The 15,870-nt window shown below is 71.6% G+C and carries 17 protein-coding genes; 14 read left to right on the top strand and 3 right to left on the bottom strand.

All coding sequences use genetic code 11. The features are described from left to right. The first annotated feature begins 27 nt into the window (after positions 1 to 27). The 3 genes from ABZX40_RS34100 (at position 28) to ABZX40_RS34090 (ending at position 3,278) form a co-directional block, all read left to right on the top strand. Positions 28 to 1,926 carry a carbamoyltransferase gene (locus tag ABZX40_RS34100; protein WP_355746569.1) on the top strand — a complete coding sequence of 633 codons (1,899 nt, stop codon included), beginning with the start codon at positions 28 to 30 and terminating at the stop codon, positions 1,924 to 1,926. Positions 1,927 to 2,007: 81 nt separating this feature from the next. Next, the gene (locus tag ABZX40_RS34095; RefSeq protein WP_355746444.1) at positions 2,008 to 2,214 is read left to right on the top strand and encodes a hypothetical protein; all 207 of its coding nucleotides are present in this window, start codon (positions 2,008 to 2,010) and stop codon (positions 2,212 to 2,214) included. Then, positions 2,211 to 3,278, top strand: coding sequence for a methyltransferase (locus ABZX40_RS34090; protein ID WP_355746447.1), 1,068 nt, complete (start codon positions 2,211 to 2,213; stop codon positions 3,276 to 3,278). The genes ABZX40_RS34095 and ABZX40_RS34090 overlap by 4 nt, the downstream gene beginning before the upstream one ends. Positions 3,279 to 3,667: 389 nt before the next feature. Here ABZX40_RS34090 and ABZX40_RS34085 read toward each other — a convergent pair whose 3' ends face one another. Next, entirely contained in the window at positions 3,668 to 4,558 is an 891-nt protein-coding gene (locus ABZX40_RS34085) for a 2-hydroxy-3-oxopropionate reductase (protein WP_355746449.1), read from the bottom strand. Between the two features lie 40 nt (positions 4,559 to 4,598). Beyond that, positions 4,599 to 5,435, bottom strand: a complete 837-nt coding sequence (locus ABZX40_RS34080; protein WP_355746452.1) for a TIM barrel protein — start codon at positions 5,433 to 5,435, stop codon at positions 4,599 to 4,601. A 200-nt stretch (positions 5,436 to 5,635) separates the two neighbouring features. Between ABZX40_RS34080 and ABZX40_RS34075 the strand changes: the two genes are divergently transcribed. The 3 genes from ABZX40_RS34075 (at position 5,636) to ABZX40_RS34065 (ending at position 8,854) form a co-directional block, all read left to right on the top strand. Continuing rightward, positions 5,636 to 6,574, top strand: coding sequence for an ABC transporter ATP-binding protein (locus ABZX40_RS34075; protein ID WP_355746572.1), 939 nt, complete (start codon positions 5,636 to 5,638; stop codon positions 6,572 to 6,574). After that, positions 6,571 to 7,227, top strand: a complete 657-nt coding sequence (locus ABZX40_RS34070) for a hypothetical protein (protein WP_355746455.1) — start codon at positions 6,571 to 6,573, stop codon at positions 7,225 to 7,227. The genes ABZX40_RS34075 and ABZX40_RS34070 overlap by 4 nt, the downstream gene beginning before the upstream one ends. A 325-nt stretch (positions 7,228 to 7,552) precedes the next feature. Next, positions 7,553 to 8,854, top strand: coding sequence for a cytochrome P450 (locus ABZX40_RS34065; protein ID WP_355746458.1), 1,302 nt, complete (start codon positions 7,553 to 7,555; stop codon positions 8,852 to 8,854). 66 nt (positions 8,855 to 8,920) lie between these two features. Here the strand turns inward: ABZX40_RS34065 and ABZX40_RS34060 are convergent, their stop codons facing one another. Beyond that, complete coding sequence (locus ABZX40_RS34060; RefSeq protein ID WP_355746461.1) at positions 8,921 to 9,406, bottom strand: hypothetical protein; 486 nt, start codon at positions 9,404 to 9,406, stop codon at positions 8,921 to 8,923. A 4-nt stretch (positions 9,407 to 9,410) separates the two neighbouring features. Between ABZX40_RS34060 and ABZX40_RS34055 the strand changes: the two genes are divergently transcribed. From ABZX40_RS34055 to ABZX40_RS34020, 8 genes are all read left to right on the top strand, one after another. Next, a complete protein-coding gene (locus ABZX40_RS34055; protein WP_355746464.1) occupies positions 9,411 to 9,671 on the top strand; it encodes a hypothetical protein in 261 nt (86 codons plus the stop codon). A 149-nt stretch (positions 9,672 to 9,820) separates the two neighbouring features. Next, a complete protein-coding gene (locus ABZX40_RS34050) occupies positions 9,821 to 10,072 on the top strand; it encodes a hypothetical protein (RefSeq protein ID WP_355746467.1) in 252 nt (83 codons plus the stop codon). Next, positions 10,069 to 10,431, top strand: a complete 363-nt coding sequence (locus ABZX40_RS34045) for a helix-turn-helix domain-containing protein (RefSeq protein WP_355746470.1) — start codon at positions 10,069 to 10,071, stop codon at positions 10,429 to 10,431. Before ABZX40_RS34050 ends, ABZX40_RS34045 begins: the two co-directional genes overlap by 4 nt. Before the next feature lie 195 nt (positions 10,432 to 10,626). After that, the gene (gene uraD / locus ABZX40_RS34040; protein WP_355746473.1) at positions 10,627 to 11,145 is read left to right on the top strand and encodes a 2-oxo-4-hydroxy-4-carboxy-5-ureidoimidazoline decarboxylase; all 519 of its coding nucleotides are present in this window, start codon (positions 10,627 to 10,629) and stop codon (positions 11,143 to 11,145) included. 5 nt (positions 11,146 to 11,150) lie between these two features. Then, positions 11,151 to 11,663 (top strand): hydroxyisourate hydrolase, encoded by a 513-nt coding sequence (locus ABZX40_RS34035; RefSeq protein WP_355746476.1) that lies wholly within the window; start codon positions 11,151 to 11,153, stop codon positions 11,661 to 11,663. An 8-nt stretch (positions 11,664 to 11,671) separates the two neighbouring features. Beyond that, complete coding sequence (gene pucL / locus ABZX40_RS34030) at positions 11,672 to 12,586, top strand: factor-independent urate hydroxylase (protein ID WP_355746479.1); 915 nt, start codon at positions 11,672 to 11,674, stop codon at positions 12,584 to 12,586. A 14-nt stretch (positions 12,587 to 12,600) separates the two neighbouring features. Further along, the gene (locus tag ABZX40_RS34025; protein WP_355746482.1) at positions 12,601 to 14,025 is read left to right on the top strand and encodes an 8-oxoguanine deaminase; all 1,425 of its coding nucleotides are present in this window, start codon (positions 12,601 to 12,603) and stop codon (positions 14,023 to 14,025) included. A 281-nt stretch (positions 14,026 to 14,306) separates the two neighbouring features. Then, positions 14,307 to 15,737 (top strand): nucleobase:cation symporter-2 family protein, encoded by a 1,431-nt coding sequence (locus ABZX40_RS34020; protein ID WP_355746485.1) that lies wholly within the window; start codon positions 14,307 to 14,309, stop codon positions 15,735 to 15,737. The last annotated feature ends 133 nt before the right edge of the window (positions 15,738 to 15,870 follow it).

Here is a 15,870-nt window from a genome sequence, read left to right as displayed (position 1 = left end):
ACCTCCACGACTTCCACGACCTCCGCAGTGGCTCCCACCGTTCTCGGCATCTCCGCCTACTACCACGACAGCGCCGCCGCCCTGGTGCGCGGTGGTGACATCATCGCCGCGGCGCAGGAGGAACGATTCAGCCGACGCCGTCACGACCCCGCGTTCCCCCAGCACGCCGTGACCTACTGTCTCGGCGAGGCCGGAGCCACCCTCCGGGACCTCGACACGGTCGCCTACTACGAACGCCCCGCGCTGAAGTTCCGCCGGGTGCTCGGCACCTACGCCGCCACCGCCCCCCGAGGCTGGCGGTCCTTCCGGGACGTCCTGCCGCAGTGGCTGGCCTGGAAGGCCCGCACCGAGAGCACGGTCGCCCGGCGCCTCGCGGACCTCGGGCAGGGCACGCCCCCGCCGGTCGTCAGCTACGGCCACCACGAGACCCATGCCGCCTCCGCGTTCCTGCCGAGTCCGTACGAGTCGGCCGCGGTGCTCACCGTCGACGGGGTCGGCGAGTGGACGACCACCTCCATCTGGCACGGCACCGGTGACCAGGTGCGGCCGGTCGCCGAACTCCGCTTCCCGCACTCCCTCGGGCTGCTCTACTCCGCCTTCACCTACTTCTGCGGCTTCAAGGTCGACTCCGGCGAGTACAAGCTGATGGGCCTCGCCCCCTACGGGCGCCCCCGGTACGCGGCCCTGATCAAGGAGAAGCTGGTCGACATCCGTGCCGACGGCTCCTTCCGGCTGCACACCGACCGCTTCGCGTTCCTCCACGGCCAGGTCATGACCGGCCGCGCCTTCGAGGAACTGTTCGGCGGCCCCCGGCGGCTGCCCGAGGGCCCGCTGACCGAGCGGGAGTTCGATCTCGCGGCCTCGGTGCAGGCGGTCACCGAGGAGATCATGCTGAAACTGGCCGCCACCGCCCGCGCCTGGACCGGTGAGTCCCGGCTCTGCCTGGCCGGGGGCGTCGCCCTCAACTGCGTGGCCAACGGCCGGATCGTGGAGCGCGGACTGTTCGACGAGGTGTGGGTGCAGCCCGCCGCCGGGGACGCCGGGGGAGCGCTCGGCGCGGCCCTGCTCGCCGCCCGCCACGAAGGCTCCCGCGCCCATGTGCCGCACGGCGGCGACGCCATGAAGGGCGCCCGCCTGGGACCCGGCTACGACGACGCCGCGATCCGCCGCTTCCTGGACGAGCACCGCTACCCGTACCGCACCCTGCGCGGCCCGGAGCTGACCCGGGCGGTCGCCCAGGAACTGGCCGACGGGAAGGTGGTGGGCTGGTTCTCCGGGCGGATGGAGTTCGGGCCGCGCGCCCTGGGCTCCCGGTCGATCCTCGGCGACGCCCGCAGCCCGGACATGCAGTCCACCATGAACCTCAAGATCAAGTTCCGGGAGTCGTTCCGCCCGTTCGCCCCGATCGTGCCGGCCGAGGACGCCGAGCAGTACTTCGATCTGCGCCAGCCCAGCCCGTACATGCTGATCGTCGGCCGGATCGCCGAGCGGCAGCGGACCGGGGGCGGCGGGGCGGAGGGCGGGGCGGGGGCCGGTGACGGTCCTGCGTCCGGCGGTCCCGTGGCCGGTGGGGGCGGGGCGGGGGCGATGACGGTGGGGGAGCGGCTGCGCTCGGTCTCCAGCGCCATCCCGGCCGTCACCCATGTCGACCACTCCGCGCGGATCCAGACCGTCGACAAGGAACGCGATCCCGTACTGCACCGGCTGCTGGGCGACTTCCGGGACCTCACCGGCTGCTCGGTGCTGGTCAACACCTCGTTCAATGTGCGCGGCGAACCCATCGTGGCGAGCCCCGCCGACGCCTACCGCTGCTTCATGCGCACCCATATCGATCTGCTGGCCCTCGGCGACCACCTCCTCGACCGCGCCGAGCAGCCCCGCTGGAGCGAGGACGGCGACTGGCGGGCGGAGATCCCCCTCGACTGACCGGCGATCCCCGTGACGCCCCTGGCGCCCGTGGCACGCCCGTGACCCCCATGACCTCCGTGAAAGGGGCCTCACCCTCCCATGACCCTGCTCCGCGATGCCGCCGTGACCGCCGCCCTGTTCGTGCTCTACGCGCTGGTCTTCGTCCCGCTCGGAGTCGTCGCCCGGCTGGTCCGCGACCCCCTGCACCGCCGCCCGGACGCCGGCCGGTCCTCCTACTGGCACCGGTTCGACGACCCCCTCCCGGCCCACCCGTCCGCCCCCGCCCACCCGAGGAGTGCCGTATGACCGTCGACGTCCCCACCACCCGGCGCCGGCCCCGGCCGACCGTGGCCGACACCCAGCACATGGCGGAGCTGCTCGCCGGATTCCAGCAGTCCCAGGCCCTGCACGCCTTCGGTGAACTCGGGCTGGCCAACGCCCTGCTGGACGGCCCGCTCCCGGTCGCCGACCTCGCCGCCGCCACCGGCACCGACCCCGACGCCCTCACCCGTCTGCTGCGCTTCCTCTCGGCGCTGGACGTGGTGGCGTACGACGACGCCCAGGTGTTCGCGCTGACCCCGTTGGGCGCGACCCTGGCCGACGGGCCCGGGTCGGTCCGTGCGCTGGCCAGGTTCTGGATGGACACCCACTACCACCCGTTCAGCGATCTGGTGACCACCGTCCGGACCGGCGAACCCGCCTTCCAGGCCCACTTCGGGCAGACCATCGGCGCCTGGCTGGACGCCCACCCCGAGCACCTGACGAGCCTGATCGGCGCGATGAGCGATGTCGCCCTGTCCATCAAGGTGGATGTGCTGGCGGGCTACGCGCTGCCGCCGGGTGAGATCGTCGCGGACATCGGCGGCGCCGACGGCACGGTCCTCGCCGGTCTCCTCGACCGCCCCGACCAGGGACGCCGGGGCGCTCCGCGGCGCCGGGGCATCGTGCTGGACGTCCCCGCGGCGGTGGCCCCGGCGACCGCGCGGCTGGCGGCGCTCGGACTGGCCGACCGGGTCGAGGCGGTGGGCGGGAACTTCTTCGAGGAGGTCCCGGCCGCGGATGTCTACATCCTGTCGACGGTGCTCCACGACTGGGACGACGACCAGTGCGCGACCCTGCTGGGCACCATCGCCAAGGCCGCGCGTCCCCGGGCGCATCTGGTCGTGGTGGAGGCGGTGCTGCCGGACACCGACGCGTCCCACCCGGCCAAGTTCAACGACCTGGCGATGCTGGGGGTGGGCACGGGCCGCGAACGCAGCCGGGCCGAGTACGGGCGGCTGCTGGGGGCCGCCGGGTTCACCGAGACGCGGCTGATCCCGGGGCCGTCGTACAACCCCTTCTCGATCCTGGAGGCGCGGTTGGAGGGCTGAGGGGTGGGGCGGCGCCGGTGAGGCGGGGTGAGGCCGGGAGGTCGCTGAACCGGTGACGCCGGTGAGGCGGGGGACCGCGGCGGCGGCGACGGCTCCGCAGCTCTTCCCTCAGGTCGAGAAGGGCACTGCGGGGCCTTCACCACCGCACTGGCTCGCACGCCGCCGCGGTCCTCGCCGGGTCCGCCGGGCCGGTGACCACCCCTCATCCGGGTCGTCGGCCCTGGCGGACGTATGGATGGTCTGATGCCGATTCCCGCGCTGACATCGGCGCCGGGAGTGGAGTGGATCCCGGGCGGTGCCGGTGCTTGGGCGCGACAGGACAGTTGTCAGCACCGGCACCGCCCGGAGTCATGGGGCCCGGCGGATCGGACCGGAGGTCATGCTCGGGATCAGACCTGATCGCCGGACAGCCGCTCGACCGACCGCAGCAGCGCCGAGTGGTCGAGCCCGCCGTCGCCCTGGGCGCGCAGTGAGCCCACCAGCTGGGCCACCACCGCACCGACGGGGAGGGCGGCACCGACCGTGCGGGCGGCGTCGGTGACGATGCCCAGGTCCTTGTGGTGCAGATCGATCCGGAAGCCGGGCTTGAAGTCGCGGTGGAGGAAGTTCTCCTTCTTGCGGGCCAGCACGGTCGACCCGGCGAGCCCGCCGCCCAGCACGTTCAGCGCGGCCCCGAGGTCGACGCCGGACTTCTCCAGGAAGACCACGGCCTCGGCGCACGCCTGGATGTTCACGGCGACGATCAGCTGGTTGGCGGCCTTCACGGTCTGACCGGAGCCGTGCGGCCCGCACAGCACGATGGTCCGGCCGAGCGCGTCGAAGATCGGCTTGGCGGTGTCGAAGTCGGCCCGGTCGCCGCCGACCATGATGGACAGCACGGCCTCGACGGCCCCCGCCTCGCCGCCGGACACCGGCGCGTCCAGCACCCGTATGCCCTTCGTCTTCGCGGCGGCGGCGAGATCCATGGAGGTCTGCGGGGTGATGGAGGACATGTCGATCAGCAGGGTGCCGGGGCGGGCGTTCTCCAGGATGCCGTCCGGGCCGTAGGCGATGGCCTCGACATGGGGGGAGGCGGGCACCATGGTGATGACGACATCCGCGTCCCGTACGGCCTCGGCGAGCGAGGTGGCGGCGGTTCCCCCGGCCGCCGCGAGCCGCTCCAGCTTCTGCCGCTCCAGGGTGTACCCGGTGACCTCGTACCCGGCCTTGATCAGGTTCTCGGACATCGGCGATCCCATGATGCCGAGCCCGATCCAGGCGACCTTGGGAAGACTGCTCATGGTGGGGAAACCTCTCTGATCTGAACGGTGTGGATGCGGCTCAGCGCGCCGCGCGTGCGGCGACGGGCAGCCAGTCGAACGCGGTGGCCCCGCCCCCGGCGGACTTGTACTCCAGCCCGACCCAGCCGTCGTACCCCGCCTTGGCGAGCTGATCGAGCAGCTCCTCCAGCGGCAGCGTCCCCGTGCCGGGCGCCCCTCTCCCGGGGTTGTCGGCGATCTGCACATGCCCGGTCCGGTCGGCGTAGGCGGCGATCACCCGGGGGAGGTCCTCCCCGTTCATCGACAGGTGGTACAGATCCATCAGGAACCGCGCGTTGTCCAGCCCGGTGGCCTCGTTGACCCGGTCGACGACGGCGACGGCGGCCGGTGCGGAGACCAGTGGGTACCTCGGGGACTCGGGCTGGTTCAGCGCCTCGATCAGCAGCGTCGCGCCGATCCGGTCGGCGGCCCGTGCGGCCAGGGCGAGGTTCTCCAGCGCCAGGGCGTCCTGCGCGGCGGGGTCGACGCCGTCCACCCGGTTCCCGTACAGGGCGTTGAGCGCCGTACAGCCGAGGGAGCCGGCGAACTCGGCGGCCACCTCCACATTCGCCCGGAACCTTGCCGACTCCTCGCCCGGGACGGACAGCGCGCCCCGGTCGGGTCCGGGGAGCTGCCCGGCGTAGAAGTTCAGCCCGGTGAGCCGCACCCCGGCGTCCTCGATCGCGCCCTTGAGCGCGTCGAGTTCCGGGCGGGCGGGGGTGGGGGAGCCGACCCAGGGCCACCACAGCTCGACCGCGGAGAAACCGGCCGCGGCGGCTGCGGCGGGGCGCTCCAGGAGCGGGAGTTCGGTGAAGAGGATCGACAGGTTGACGTTGAAGCGCTGGTCTGCGAATCCCATCGGGGCCGCGCTCCCTTCCGTGCGTATGGTGTCGGTGAGTTCCGTGATTTCCGTATGGTGGAAGTTGCTTTCTGCTTAATGGAAGAGTGCCGGGGGGTGGGGAGGGTTGTCAAGGGGTCGTCATGGCATCCCCGGCGGCGGTGGACATGGCGGCACCGGGCGGGTAGACAGACGTGCGGCCACATCGAGGAGTCGGTTTGTTGCGCTGTGAGGCGGTCGGCAAGCGGTACGGGTATGGGTACGGGGGAGGGCGGTGGGTCCTCAGGGACGTGGATCTGCGCGTCCCGGCCGGTGAGGTGCTCGCGGTGGTGGGCGGCAACGGCTCGGGCAAGTCGACCCTGCTGAGAATCCTCGCCGGACTGACCCGGCCCACCATCGGAAGGGTGTCGGGCCGGCCGCCGGTCATCGGCTACGTACCGGACCGCTTCACCGCGCAGGACCGCATATCGGCGCTGTCCTACCTGGTCCACCTGGGCCGTATCCGAGGTCTCTCCACCTCCGCCGCCGCTGCCCGGGGACGCCACCTCCTGGACCGGTTCTCCCTGGTGGGCGGCCAGAACGCGGAGCTGCGCACGCTCTCCAAAGGCAATGCGCAGAAAGTGGCGCTGGCCCAGGCCCTCCTGGTCATGCCCGATCTGCTGGTCCTCGACGAACCCTGGTCGGGCCTCGACACCTCGGCGCACGGCGTCCTCGCCGAGCTGATCGGGGAAGTGGCGGCGCAGGGCGGCTCGGTGGTCTTCACCGACCACCGCGAGGCGACGGTGGACACGCGCGCCGACGGCGTCTACGCCCTCGCCGGGGGCCGGGTCACCCGACGACCCGGCGACGACCGTTCCCCCGGAAGCCGCGCCCCGATGGCCGAGGTGCTGCTGACCGTCCCGCGCACGGGCGCCACCCCGGCGGAGGTGGACTGGCCGGGGCTGCCGGGCGTGGTGGACGCCGCGCGGCGCGACGGGGGTGTGGTGCTCCGGGTGACGGGGGACCGGTCGGACGCCGTCCTGCTGAGGGCGCTGCGGCAGGGGTGGTCGGTGGCGGGATTGACCTGGCCCGAGCCCGAGCCCGAACCCGAACCCGGGTCCGAGCCCGGGGACGAGGAACTGCCGAACCCTCAGGCCGACGCAAGGCGGACCTCCCGGTGATCGCCCTCGTCCGCTACCTCTGCACGACCCTGCTCCTCTCCCAGCGCTACCTCGCCCCGCTGCTCCTGTTCCTGGGGCTGGTGACCGTGCTGACCAGCAGCGACACCGGTCCGCTCACCGCGACCTACGCGGCGGTGGCCGGGGTCATGCTGCCGTGCTCGGTCTGGCTGACCATGGCGCTGATCGGACTTGAGGACCGGCCGCACCGCTCGATCGTCACCGTCAGCGCCGGAGGTCACCCACGCGTACTGCTCGCGACGGTCGTGACGGCCGGGGTGTGGTGTCTGCTGTTCACGCCCGCCGGTCTGGTGCTGCCGCTCCTGCTGGGCACCCACGCACCCGGCCCGGCGGACCTGCTGCTGGGGACCCTGGCGCAACTCGTGTGCGCTGTCACCGGCATGGCGATCGGGCTGGTCTGCTCACGGCTGGTGTTCCGGCGTCAGGGCTACGCGCTGGCCGTGGCGCTGACCCTCCTGCTGGCCGTGCTGCTGGGCAAGGGCGTCTCCCCGGTCAACCTCCTCCTGGGCCGCCTCCAGAACGCACCGGACCCGGCGTCCGTCGTGGCGCCGGCAGGCGGGCTGCTCGCCCTTGCCTCAGGGCTGCTGGTGACCGCGCTGGCGATCACGCAGGCTGTCGCTCAGAGGAGGGCGTGAGCCCGGCCGGCTCGCTGGATGGCGGGGGTACCCCGCGCGACCTTGGCCCAGCAAAGGCGCGGCGATGACATCCGCCCGCATCAGGTGATCCGCCAGGACACCCCGTCCCCGCCCGCCCCGAGCCCCACTCCGGCATCCGCCCCTCATCCTGGGCGGAGTGTGGAGCAGCCGCCCGGAGCGTCGCCCTTTCGGGCAGCAAGCCAGAAGCGATCGGGCAACCCGCCCCGCATGGGGTGGTCTTGGTCGTTCCTTTACCGAGAATGCGTCACAGCATGCCCGACGGCATGCCGTCCACCCCCCGTCCCCGACCGCTTTCGGAGGCGCCGTGACCGAGACAACCGCTGCCGGACCCACCGGGGAGATATCCCCGCCCGACGAGTGGGGGCTCGACCGCCCCCTGTACCGCATCGACCCGCTGGGACAGGACTTCGAGGCCGAGGGCCGCACCCTCCAGGCACTCGGACCGCTGGTGCCCGTGGAACTCACCGACGGGGTGCGGGCCTGGGCGGTGACCCGGCGGGAGGTCTACGACCTGCTGACCACCCACCCCGACCTGCGCAAGAGCCCCGCCCACTGGCGTGCCTACCAGAACGGGGAGGTGCCGGACAGCTGGCCGATGCTCCAGCTCCTGGTCACCCCGACCATGCTCATCATGGACGGCCTCGATCACGCCCGGCTCCGCAAGCCGGTCCAGGCCGCCTTCACCACCCGCCGGGTCGAGGCCCTGCGGGGGCGCATCGAGGAGATCGTCGCCGAGCGGCTCGACGCGCTGGCCGCGTCGGGGCCCGAGACGGTGGTGGATCTGCGGACCACCTTCGCCTTCGAGATCCCGGTGATCGTGATCTGCGAGCTGTACGGGGTGGAGGACACCGACGCCCGGCGCCAACTCGCGGTCGACACCGCGCTGTTGATGAGCGGCCGAACGCCCCCGGCGGAGCGGCTGGCCGCCGAGGCGAGCATCTTCGGCGCCATGGCGCAGCTGATCGCCGAGAAGCGGGAGCGGCCCGGCCCCGATCTCACGACGGCCCTGATCACCGAGTTCGACAAGGGCAACATGTCCCAGGAGGAGCTGGCGGGCACCCTGTTCCTCGTCCTGCTCGCGGGGCATGAGACCACCCAGGACCTGATCTGCAATGTCATCCGGCGGCTGGCCGAGCACCCGGAGCGGCTGGCGGAGGTCCTGGCGGACGGCGGCGGCCCGGAAGTCTGGCGGGGGGTCGTGGAGGAGTCGCTGCGGCTCGATCCGCCCGCGCCCATGAGCATGTTCCTGTACCCGGAGCGGGAGATGACCGTGGCGGGCGTCACCCTGCGCGCCGGGGATCCCATCCTGTGCCATCTCGCGGCGATCAGCCGAGACGACGAGGTCTTCAGCGACCCGCACACCTTCGCACCCGAGCGGTCCAACGCCCATCAGCACCGGGCGTTCGGCCACGGCCCGCACCACTGTCTGGGCGCTCCGCTGGCCCGGCTGGAGGGGGCGGTCGCGCTGCCCGCGCTCTACGAGCGGTTCACCATCACCCTCGCGGAGCCGCCGGAGGACATCGAGCCGGTGGCGTCGGCGTTCGTCAACGCACCGGCCCGGCTGCCGGTGCGGCTCGCCGTCCGGCGCCGTGGCCAGGACGGGTGAGCGCTTCCCGGCTTCACGGGGGCGCCCTTCGGCCGGAGGCCGACGCCCCGCCCGTCGTCGTCCCGTTCAGTCGGCGCGGGGCCCGTGGAAGAGGACCGAGGTGACCAGGGCGTAGTCGAAGTGGAGGGGATCGCCGTCCCCGTCCACCGGGTGGTCGAAGCTGCTCTCGTTGGAGAGGATCACCTTCAGGTCCGGCAGGGTGTCCACGCCGTGGTCGTTCTGCTCCACCCGGTGGCCCCGCTCCCGCAGCCTCTCCAGCAGTTCGTCGCTCGGCGTGCGGAAGATGTCGAGGCCGTCGAGGACGACATGGACGTCCGCGTCTTCGCTCCGGAAGCGGGAGACGTGGATGTCGGTCAGGGCGCCCTTGGTGAAACTGAGGGTGAGGTCCGCCCCGGACGCGGGGTGTGCGCAGAAGACCTGGCCCGGTGCCGCGTCGCGGTCCGGGCCGGTCGGGTCGAAGCCGAGCGCCCGCGCCGCCTCGACCGCCGCGTCCACCCGCATCCCGAGCCGGACGGTGGCGACGCCCACCTCCGGCAGCAGCACCAGATCCATCGGTGTGCCCTTCGCGTCGGTGTGTCGTCTGCCGTCGTCCACTCTGCCCTACGCCACCGACACCGCGCCCGGAGCCGTCCCGTTCCGCCTGATGCGCGGAAGATCCCCGGGATCACTCCTCGTCGAGAATGCCGATGGCCTCGGGGAGTTCGAGAATCGCGCTCCGACGTTCCGGATCGCTCTCCAGGTCGGCGCACCCGAGGATCAGTTCGGCAACTTCCCGGCGCTGATCATCCGAGAGGCCACGGAACAGCGCGGCCGGTGATCCCTTACGGGGGGCGCCAGCCGCCCCCCGGTTCTCCGCCGATCGTGGCAGGGGAGTCCGTTAAGGTCGTGCAGAAGCGGCCGGGGTACGCCAACGCCCCGCCGCCGCACACCACCGCTGGGACGGAAGAACGGCTTCATGGGGGCACAGTGCGATTGCGAGTCGAGTTCACGACCGAGCCCTTCGATCTCGACCAGGCCCCCGCGCACGCGCTGGTGGCCCGGGACGTGATCGAGGCGGCCGAGTTGGACGCCGTGGACGTGGGGCCCTTCGGCAATACGGCGGAGGGCGGCGCCGACGCCGTGCTCGCCGCGCTGGACGCGCTGCTGCGGCGGACGCTGGAGGCGGGGGCCACCCGGGTCTCGCTCCAGGTCAATGTGGTGGGGGAGGGCGATAGGTGACCGGTCACGATGCCTTTATCGCCGCGGTCAAGCCGCTGGTCGACGCGATGGGCGGGGCCATGGTGCCGCCCGAGGAGGCCGGTCCGGACGATGTGGTGCTCGCCTGGGCGGGCGCCGACGCCGTCGCCGTACGGCTGCCGCAGCTCGCCGACTCGCTCGATCACATCCTCGCCGCCATGGAGCGCGGCCACGGCAAACCCCTCGCCGACCTGGACAGGAAGACCAAGCAGGAGATCGTCCGGGCGCTGGAGGCGCGCGGCGCCTTCTCCGTGCGGCACGGGGTGGAGACCGTCGCCGTCGCCCTCGGGGTCAGCCGCTTCACCGTCTACAACTACCTCAACCGGGAGCGCGAGAGCTGACCGGCGAGGGGTCTGCATATCCCTCCTGACCTGGAGTTTCGCCCGGTTCCATGCCGCCGCTGCGCGAGTCCGCGGAGCGGCGGTTCCCGTTGTCCCCCGTTGTTACCCGGAATTTTCAACAAACTGTTGACGCCGTGTTGCTGAGGGCGTTAGCTATGCGCAGCCCGTTCAGCACCAGGCCACGGAGGCCCTCCCGTGACGACCACCTCCACGCCGGGCCTGTCCCGGTTCAACGCCCTTGAGGAACCCGCCGCGCGCACCGCGCTGCACGAGGTCTGCGCCGCCACGGCATGGGTCGAGCGGCTCCTCGCCGCCCGGCCCGCCACCACCCCCGGGGACCTGTACGCCGCCAGCGACACCGCCATGGCCGCGCTCACCGCCGACGATCTCGGCGAGGCGATGGCCGGGCATCCCCCGATCGGCCGCCCCCGGCCCGGTGACCCCACCTCGGCCCGGGAGCAGTCCGGGATGGCCGGGGCCGCCGAGACGCTCAGGGCGGAACTGCTCGACCTCAATCTGGCCTACCAGGAGCGGTTCGGCCATGTCTTTCTGATCTGCGCCACCGGCCGCACCGGCGAGGAGATGCGGGACGCGCTCCGCGAGCGGATCGGCAACGCGCCGGAGCGGGAGCGGGAGATCGTCCGCACCGAACTGGGGAAGATCAACCGCATCCGACTCGCCCGTCTTCTGGAAGCGGAAGAGGAAGAGGACTGATCCCCATGAGCACCCGTACCACCGCCTCGGTGTCCACCCACATCCTGGACACCAGCGTCGGCCGCCCCGCCCGCGGTGTCGCCGTCCGCCTCGAAGCCCGCACCGGCCGGGACGCGGACTGGCAGGCACTCGGCGGCTCCATGACCGACGCGGACGGCCGGTGCAAGGACCTGCCGGCACTGCCGGAGGGCACCACCCATGTACGGCTCGACTTCGCGGTGGAGCCGTACTTCACGACCCAGCGAGCCGATGCGCAGCAGGACGCCCCCGCGAATCGGGACAGCGGTACCGTGCTCCATCCGGAGGGGCACTCCCAGGAGACGCACCCTCAGGAGACACACCCTCAGGAGTCCCTCGCCCCGGAGGCGCACTCCCCGGAGATGGTCTTCCCGGAGAAGGACTCCCCGGACGTGTTCTTCCCGGAGGTGGCGATCACCTTCGCCGTCCGCCCCGGCGAGCACTATCACGTACCGCTGCTGCTCAACCCGTTCGGCTACTCCGTTTACCGAGGGAGCTAGCAGACACCATGCCCACGTTTCTTGGACAGAACCAGTACGGCAAGGCCGAGAACCGAGTCGTCCGGATCACGCGGGACGGCGCCACCCATCACATCAAGGATCTCAATGTCTCCATCGCGCTGAGCGGCGACATGGCCGAGGTCCACTACTCCGGCTCCAACGCCAACGTCCTGCCGACGGACACCACCAAGAACACCGTCTATGCCTTCGCCAAGGAGTACGGCATCGACTCCGCCGAGCAGTTCGGCATCCATCTCGCCCGGCACTTCGTCACCTCCCAGGACCCCATCCACCGCGCCCGCGTCCGGATCGAGGAGTACGGGTGGGAGCGGATCGGGACCACCTCCCCCGACCAGGCCGGGCACTCCTTCGCCCGCACCGGCCAGGAGATCCGGCTGACCCAGATCACCTACGACGGCGACAGCTGGGAGGTGATCTCGGGACTCAAGGACCTCACCGTCCTCAACTCGACCAACTCCGAGTTCTGGGGCTACGTCAAGGACAAGTACACGACCCTCCCGGAGGCGTACGACCGGATCCTCGCCACCGATGTCTCCGCCCGCTGGCGGTTCGCCTGGACCGGCGACGAGGACCGGTCGATGCCCGACTGGGAGGAGTCCTACCAGGAGACCCGGCGCCATCTCCTCCAGGCGTTCGCCGAGACCTACAGCCTCTCCCTCCAGCAGACGCTGTACCAGATGGGGGCGCGGATCATCGAGCACCGCGAGGAGATCGACGAGATCCGCTTCTCCCTCCCGAACAAGCATCACTTCCTGGTGGACCTGGCCCCGTTCGAGCTGAAGAACGATACCGCCGACGGAGGGGTGTACTTCGCCGCCGACCGCCCCTACGGCCTGATCGAGGCCACCGTCCTGCGCGACGGCCACGAGGCGCGGATCCCGGCCGACCTCACCAACCTCTGAACAGGACGTACCCCATGGCAGCAGCCCAGCGCATCGTGATCGAGAACGCCGCGATCGCGACCGTCGACGCCCACGACACCGAGTACGCCACCGGCCACCTCGTGCTCGCCGGGAACCGTATCGAGTCGCTCGGGGCGGGCCGGGCGCCGGACGGCCTGGAGAACGTCGTACGCCGTATCGACGCCTCCGGGCATCTCGTCACCCCGGGTCTCATCAACACCCACCACCACTTCTACCAGTGGATCACCCGGGGCCTGGCGACCGATCACCACCTCTTCGACTGGCTGGTGGCGCTCTATCCGACCTGGGCGCGGATCGACGAGCCGATGGTGGGCGCGGCGGCCCGCGGCTCGCTGGCGATGATGGCCCGGGGCGGGGTCACCACCGCCATGGACCACCACTATGTCTTCCCGCACGGCTCCGGCGACCTCTCCGGCACCATCGTCCGCGCCGCCCGCGAGATGGGCGTCCGCTTCACCCTCGCCCGGGGCTCCATGGACCGCAGCGAGAAGGACGGCGGGCTGCCCCCGGACTTCGCCGTCGAGACGCTGGACGGCGCGCTCACCGCCACCGAGGCCACGGTCGCCGAGCACCACGACCCCGCCTTCGACGCCATGACCCGGATCGCCGTCGCCCCCTGCTCACCCTTCTCCGTCTCCACCGATCTGCTCCGCGAGGGCGCCGCGCTCGCCCGTCGGCTCGGGGTCAGGCTGCACACCCATGGCTCGGAGACCGTCGAGGAGGAGAAGTTCTGCCATGAACTCTTCGGCATGGGGCCGACCGACTACTTCGAGTCCACCGGCTGGCTCGGCGAGGACGTGTGGATGGCCCACTGCGTCCATATGAACGACACCGACATCGCCGCCTTCGCCCGCACCCGCACCGGCGTCGCCCACTGCCCCTCCTCCAACGCCCGCCTCGCCGCCGGGATCGCCCGCGTCCCCGACCTGCTCGCCGCCGGTGTCCCGGTCGGCCTCGGGGTCGACGGCACCGCCTCCAACGAGTCCGGCGAACTCCACACCGAACTGCGCAACGCCCTCCTCATCAACCGCCTCGGCGCCCACCGCCAACGCGCCCTGACGGCCCGTCAGGCGCTGCGACTCGGCACCTACGGCGGCGCCCAGGTCCTCGGCCGGGCCGCCGAGACGGGCTCGCTGGAGCCCGGCAAGCTCGCCGACCTGGTCCTCTGGAACCTGGACACCCTCGCCCACGCCTCCATCGCCGACCCGGTGACCGCGCTGGTCCTCGGCGCGGCGGCGCCGGTCACCGCCTCGTTCGTCGACGGCCGCCAGATCGTCGAGAACGGCCGGCTGCTCACCGCCGACGAGGACGCCCTCGCCCGCGAGACCCGCGCACAGGCCCGCCGCCTCGCCGAGATCACCGGGAGCGCCGGCAAGGCCGCCCATCCCGCGATCCCCGAGATCGCCGTACGCGGCTGATCATCCCGCGCACCCACACCCGCGCGGCTGATCACCCCCATTACTCCGGCCGGGAGGGACGGCTCCCGGCCGGTGGCCATGGACCCGAGCGGAGCCATGGCGGCCGTCTCCGGGGCGTGCCCGCACATCGCGGCGCACGCCCCGGGGCACGGACCTCACCCCCCATCCCCTAATCACCCCTCACCGTTCATCGCCACCCCGGTCCCGCACGACCACGTCACACGCACCACCTCCCTGACACCCACGGCAACGGTGCCGTGCAACCGACCGGAGGAGCCGCAGTGCCTGCCGACCGAGTCCCTGCCCAGCAAGCCCGCCGCCCTGCCGTCCATCCCGTGGACGAGAAACTCCCCGCCCTGAAGATGGCGACGACCGGCCTCCAGCATGTGGCCGCCATGTACGCCGGAGTCGTCGCCCCGCCGCTGATCGTCGGCGCCGCGATCGGGCTCTCCGCCGCCGAACTGACCTTCCTCACCGGCGCCTGTCTCTTCACCGCCGGTCTCGCGACCTTCCTCCAGACCATCGGCGTCTGGAACATCGGCGCCCGGCTGCCCTTCGTCAACGGGGTCACCTTCGCCGGGGTCGCCCCCATGACGGCGATCGTCGCGACCACCGACGACACATCCGACGCGCTGCCCATCATCTTCGGCGCGGTGATGGTCGCCGGACTGCTGGGCTTCCTCGCCGCCCCCTTCTTCAGCAAGCTGGTCCGCTTCTTCCCCCCGGTCGTCACCGGTACGGTCATCACCCTGATCGGCATCTCCCTGCTCCCGGTCGCCTTCGGCTGGGCCCAGGGCGCGAACCCCACCGCCACCGACTACGGCTCCGCCACCAACCTCACCCTCGCCGCGATCACCCTGGTGATCGTCCTCGTCCTGCGCCGCTTCACCCGGGGCTTCGTCAAGCAGATCGCGGTCCTGCTGGGCCTGGTGCTGGGCACCCTCATCGCGATCCCCTTCGGCGTCACCGACTTCGGCCCGGTCGCGGACGCGGACGTCATCGGTTTCCCGACCCCGTTCCACTTCGGTGCCCCGCAGTTCCAGCTCGCCGCGATCATCTCGCTGTGCGTGGTGATGGTGGTCTCCATGACCGAGTCCACCGCCGACATGCTCGCCCTCGGCGAGATCGTGGACCGCCCCGCCGATGAGAAGACCATCGCGGCCGGGCTGCGCGCCGACACCCTCGGCTCCGCGATCAGCCCCCTCTTCAACGGCTTCATGTGCAGCGCCTTCGCCCAGAACATCGGGCTGGTCGCCATGACGAAGATCCGCAGCCGGTATGTCGTCGCCACCGGGGGCGGCTTCCTGGTGCTGATGGGCCTGTGCCCGATGGCGGCGTCACTGATCGCGGTCGTCCCGCGCCCGGTGCTGGGCGGCGCGGGGGTCGTCCTCTTCGGTTCGGTCGCCGCGAGCGGCATCCAGACCCTGGTCCGCGCGGGCCTCGACAAGGACAACAACGTCCTGATCGTCGCCGTCTCCCTGGCCGTCGGCATCATCCCGATCTCGGCGCCGGAGTTCTACCACGCCTTCCCGGAGACCGCGCGGATCATCCTGGACTCCGGGATCTCGACGGGCTGCGTCGCCGCGGTCCTCCTCAACCTCGTCTTCAACCACCTCGGCAAGGGCGGCCGGGACGCCCAGGACGTCACCCACCCCATGGAGGCGGGGGAGGAGATCAGCGGGGCGGCGGGGCATCAGCCGGCGGCGGGATAGAACAATTGGGCGAGGTTTTTTGGACGCCTGAAAGGTGGTTGAAAGAGCCACTTGCCGACGCAAAGAGCTGTGGCTCGCCAAGCGAACGAAGAGAATTCGGCCACGTCGCTGTTCGAGGTGTTGGGCCGTCCCG

Source organism: Streptomyces sp. NPDC004610 (genome assembly GCF_040609715.1).
In the GTDB taxonomy this organism is placed as follows: Bacteria; Actinomycetota; Actinomycetes; order Streptomycetales; family Streptomycetaceae; genus Streptomyces.
Note: the sequence above shows the minus strand (reverse complement) of the source record. Positions and strands in the feature narration are given on the sequence as shown.

What these genes read in the sequence shown, in the direction of transcription:
- ABZX40_RS34090 (WP_355746447.1), top strand. Translation starts at nt 2,211, where the DNA reads ATGACCGTCGACGTCCCCACCACCCGGCGCCGGCCCCGGCCGACCGTG.
- pucL (WP_355746479.1), top strand. Translation starts at nt 11,672, where the DNA reads ATGCCCACGTTTCTTGGACAGAACCAGTACGGCAAGGCCGAGAACCGA.
- ABZX40_RS34085 (WP_355746449.1), bottom strand. Translation starts at nt 4,558, where the DNA reads ATGAGCAGTCTTCCCAAGGTCGCCTGGATCGGGCTCGGCATCATGGGA.
- ABZX40_RS34035 (WP_355746476.1), top strand. Translation starts at nt 11,151, where the DNA reads ATGAGCACCCGTACCACCGCCTCGGTGTCCACCCACATCCTGGACACC.
- ABZX40_RS34095 (WP_355746444.1), top strand. Translation starts at nt 2,008, where the DNA reads ATGACCCTGCTCCGCGATGCCGCCGTGACCGCCGCCCTGTTCGTGCTC.
- ABZX40_RS34080 (WP_355746452.1), bottom strand. Translation starts at nt 5,435, where the DNA reads ATGGGATTCGCAGACCAGCGCTTCAACGTCAACCTGTCGATCCTCTTC.
- ABZX40_RS34060 (WP_355746461.1), bottom strand. Translation starts at nt 9,406, where the DNA reads ATGGATCTGGTGCTGCTGCCGGAGGTGGGCGTCGCCACCGTCCGGCTC.
- ABZX40_RS34025 (WP_355746482.1), top strand. Translation starts at nt 12,601, where the DNA reads ATGGCAGCAGCCCAGCGCATCGTGATCGAGAACGCCGCGATCGCGACC.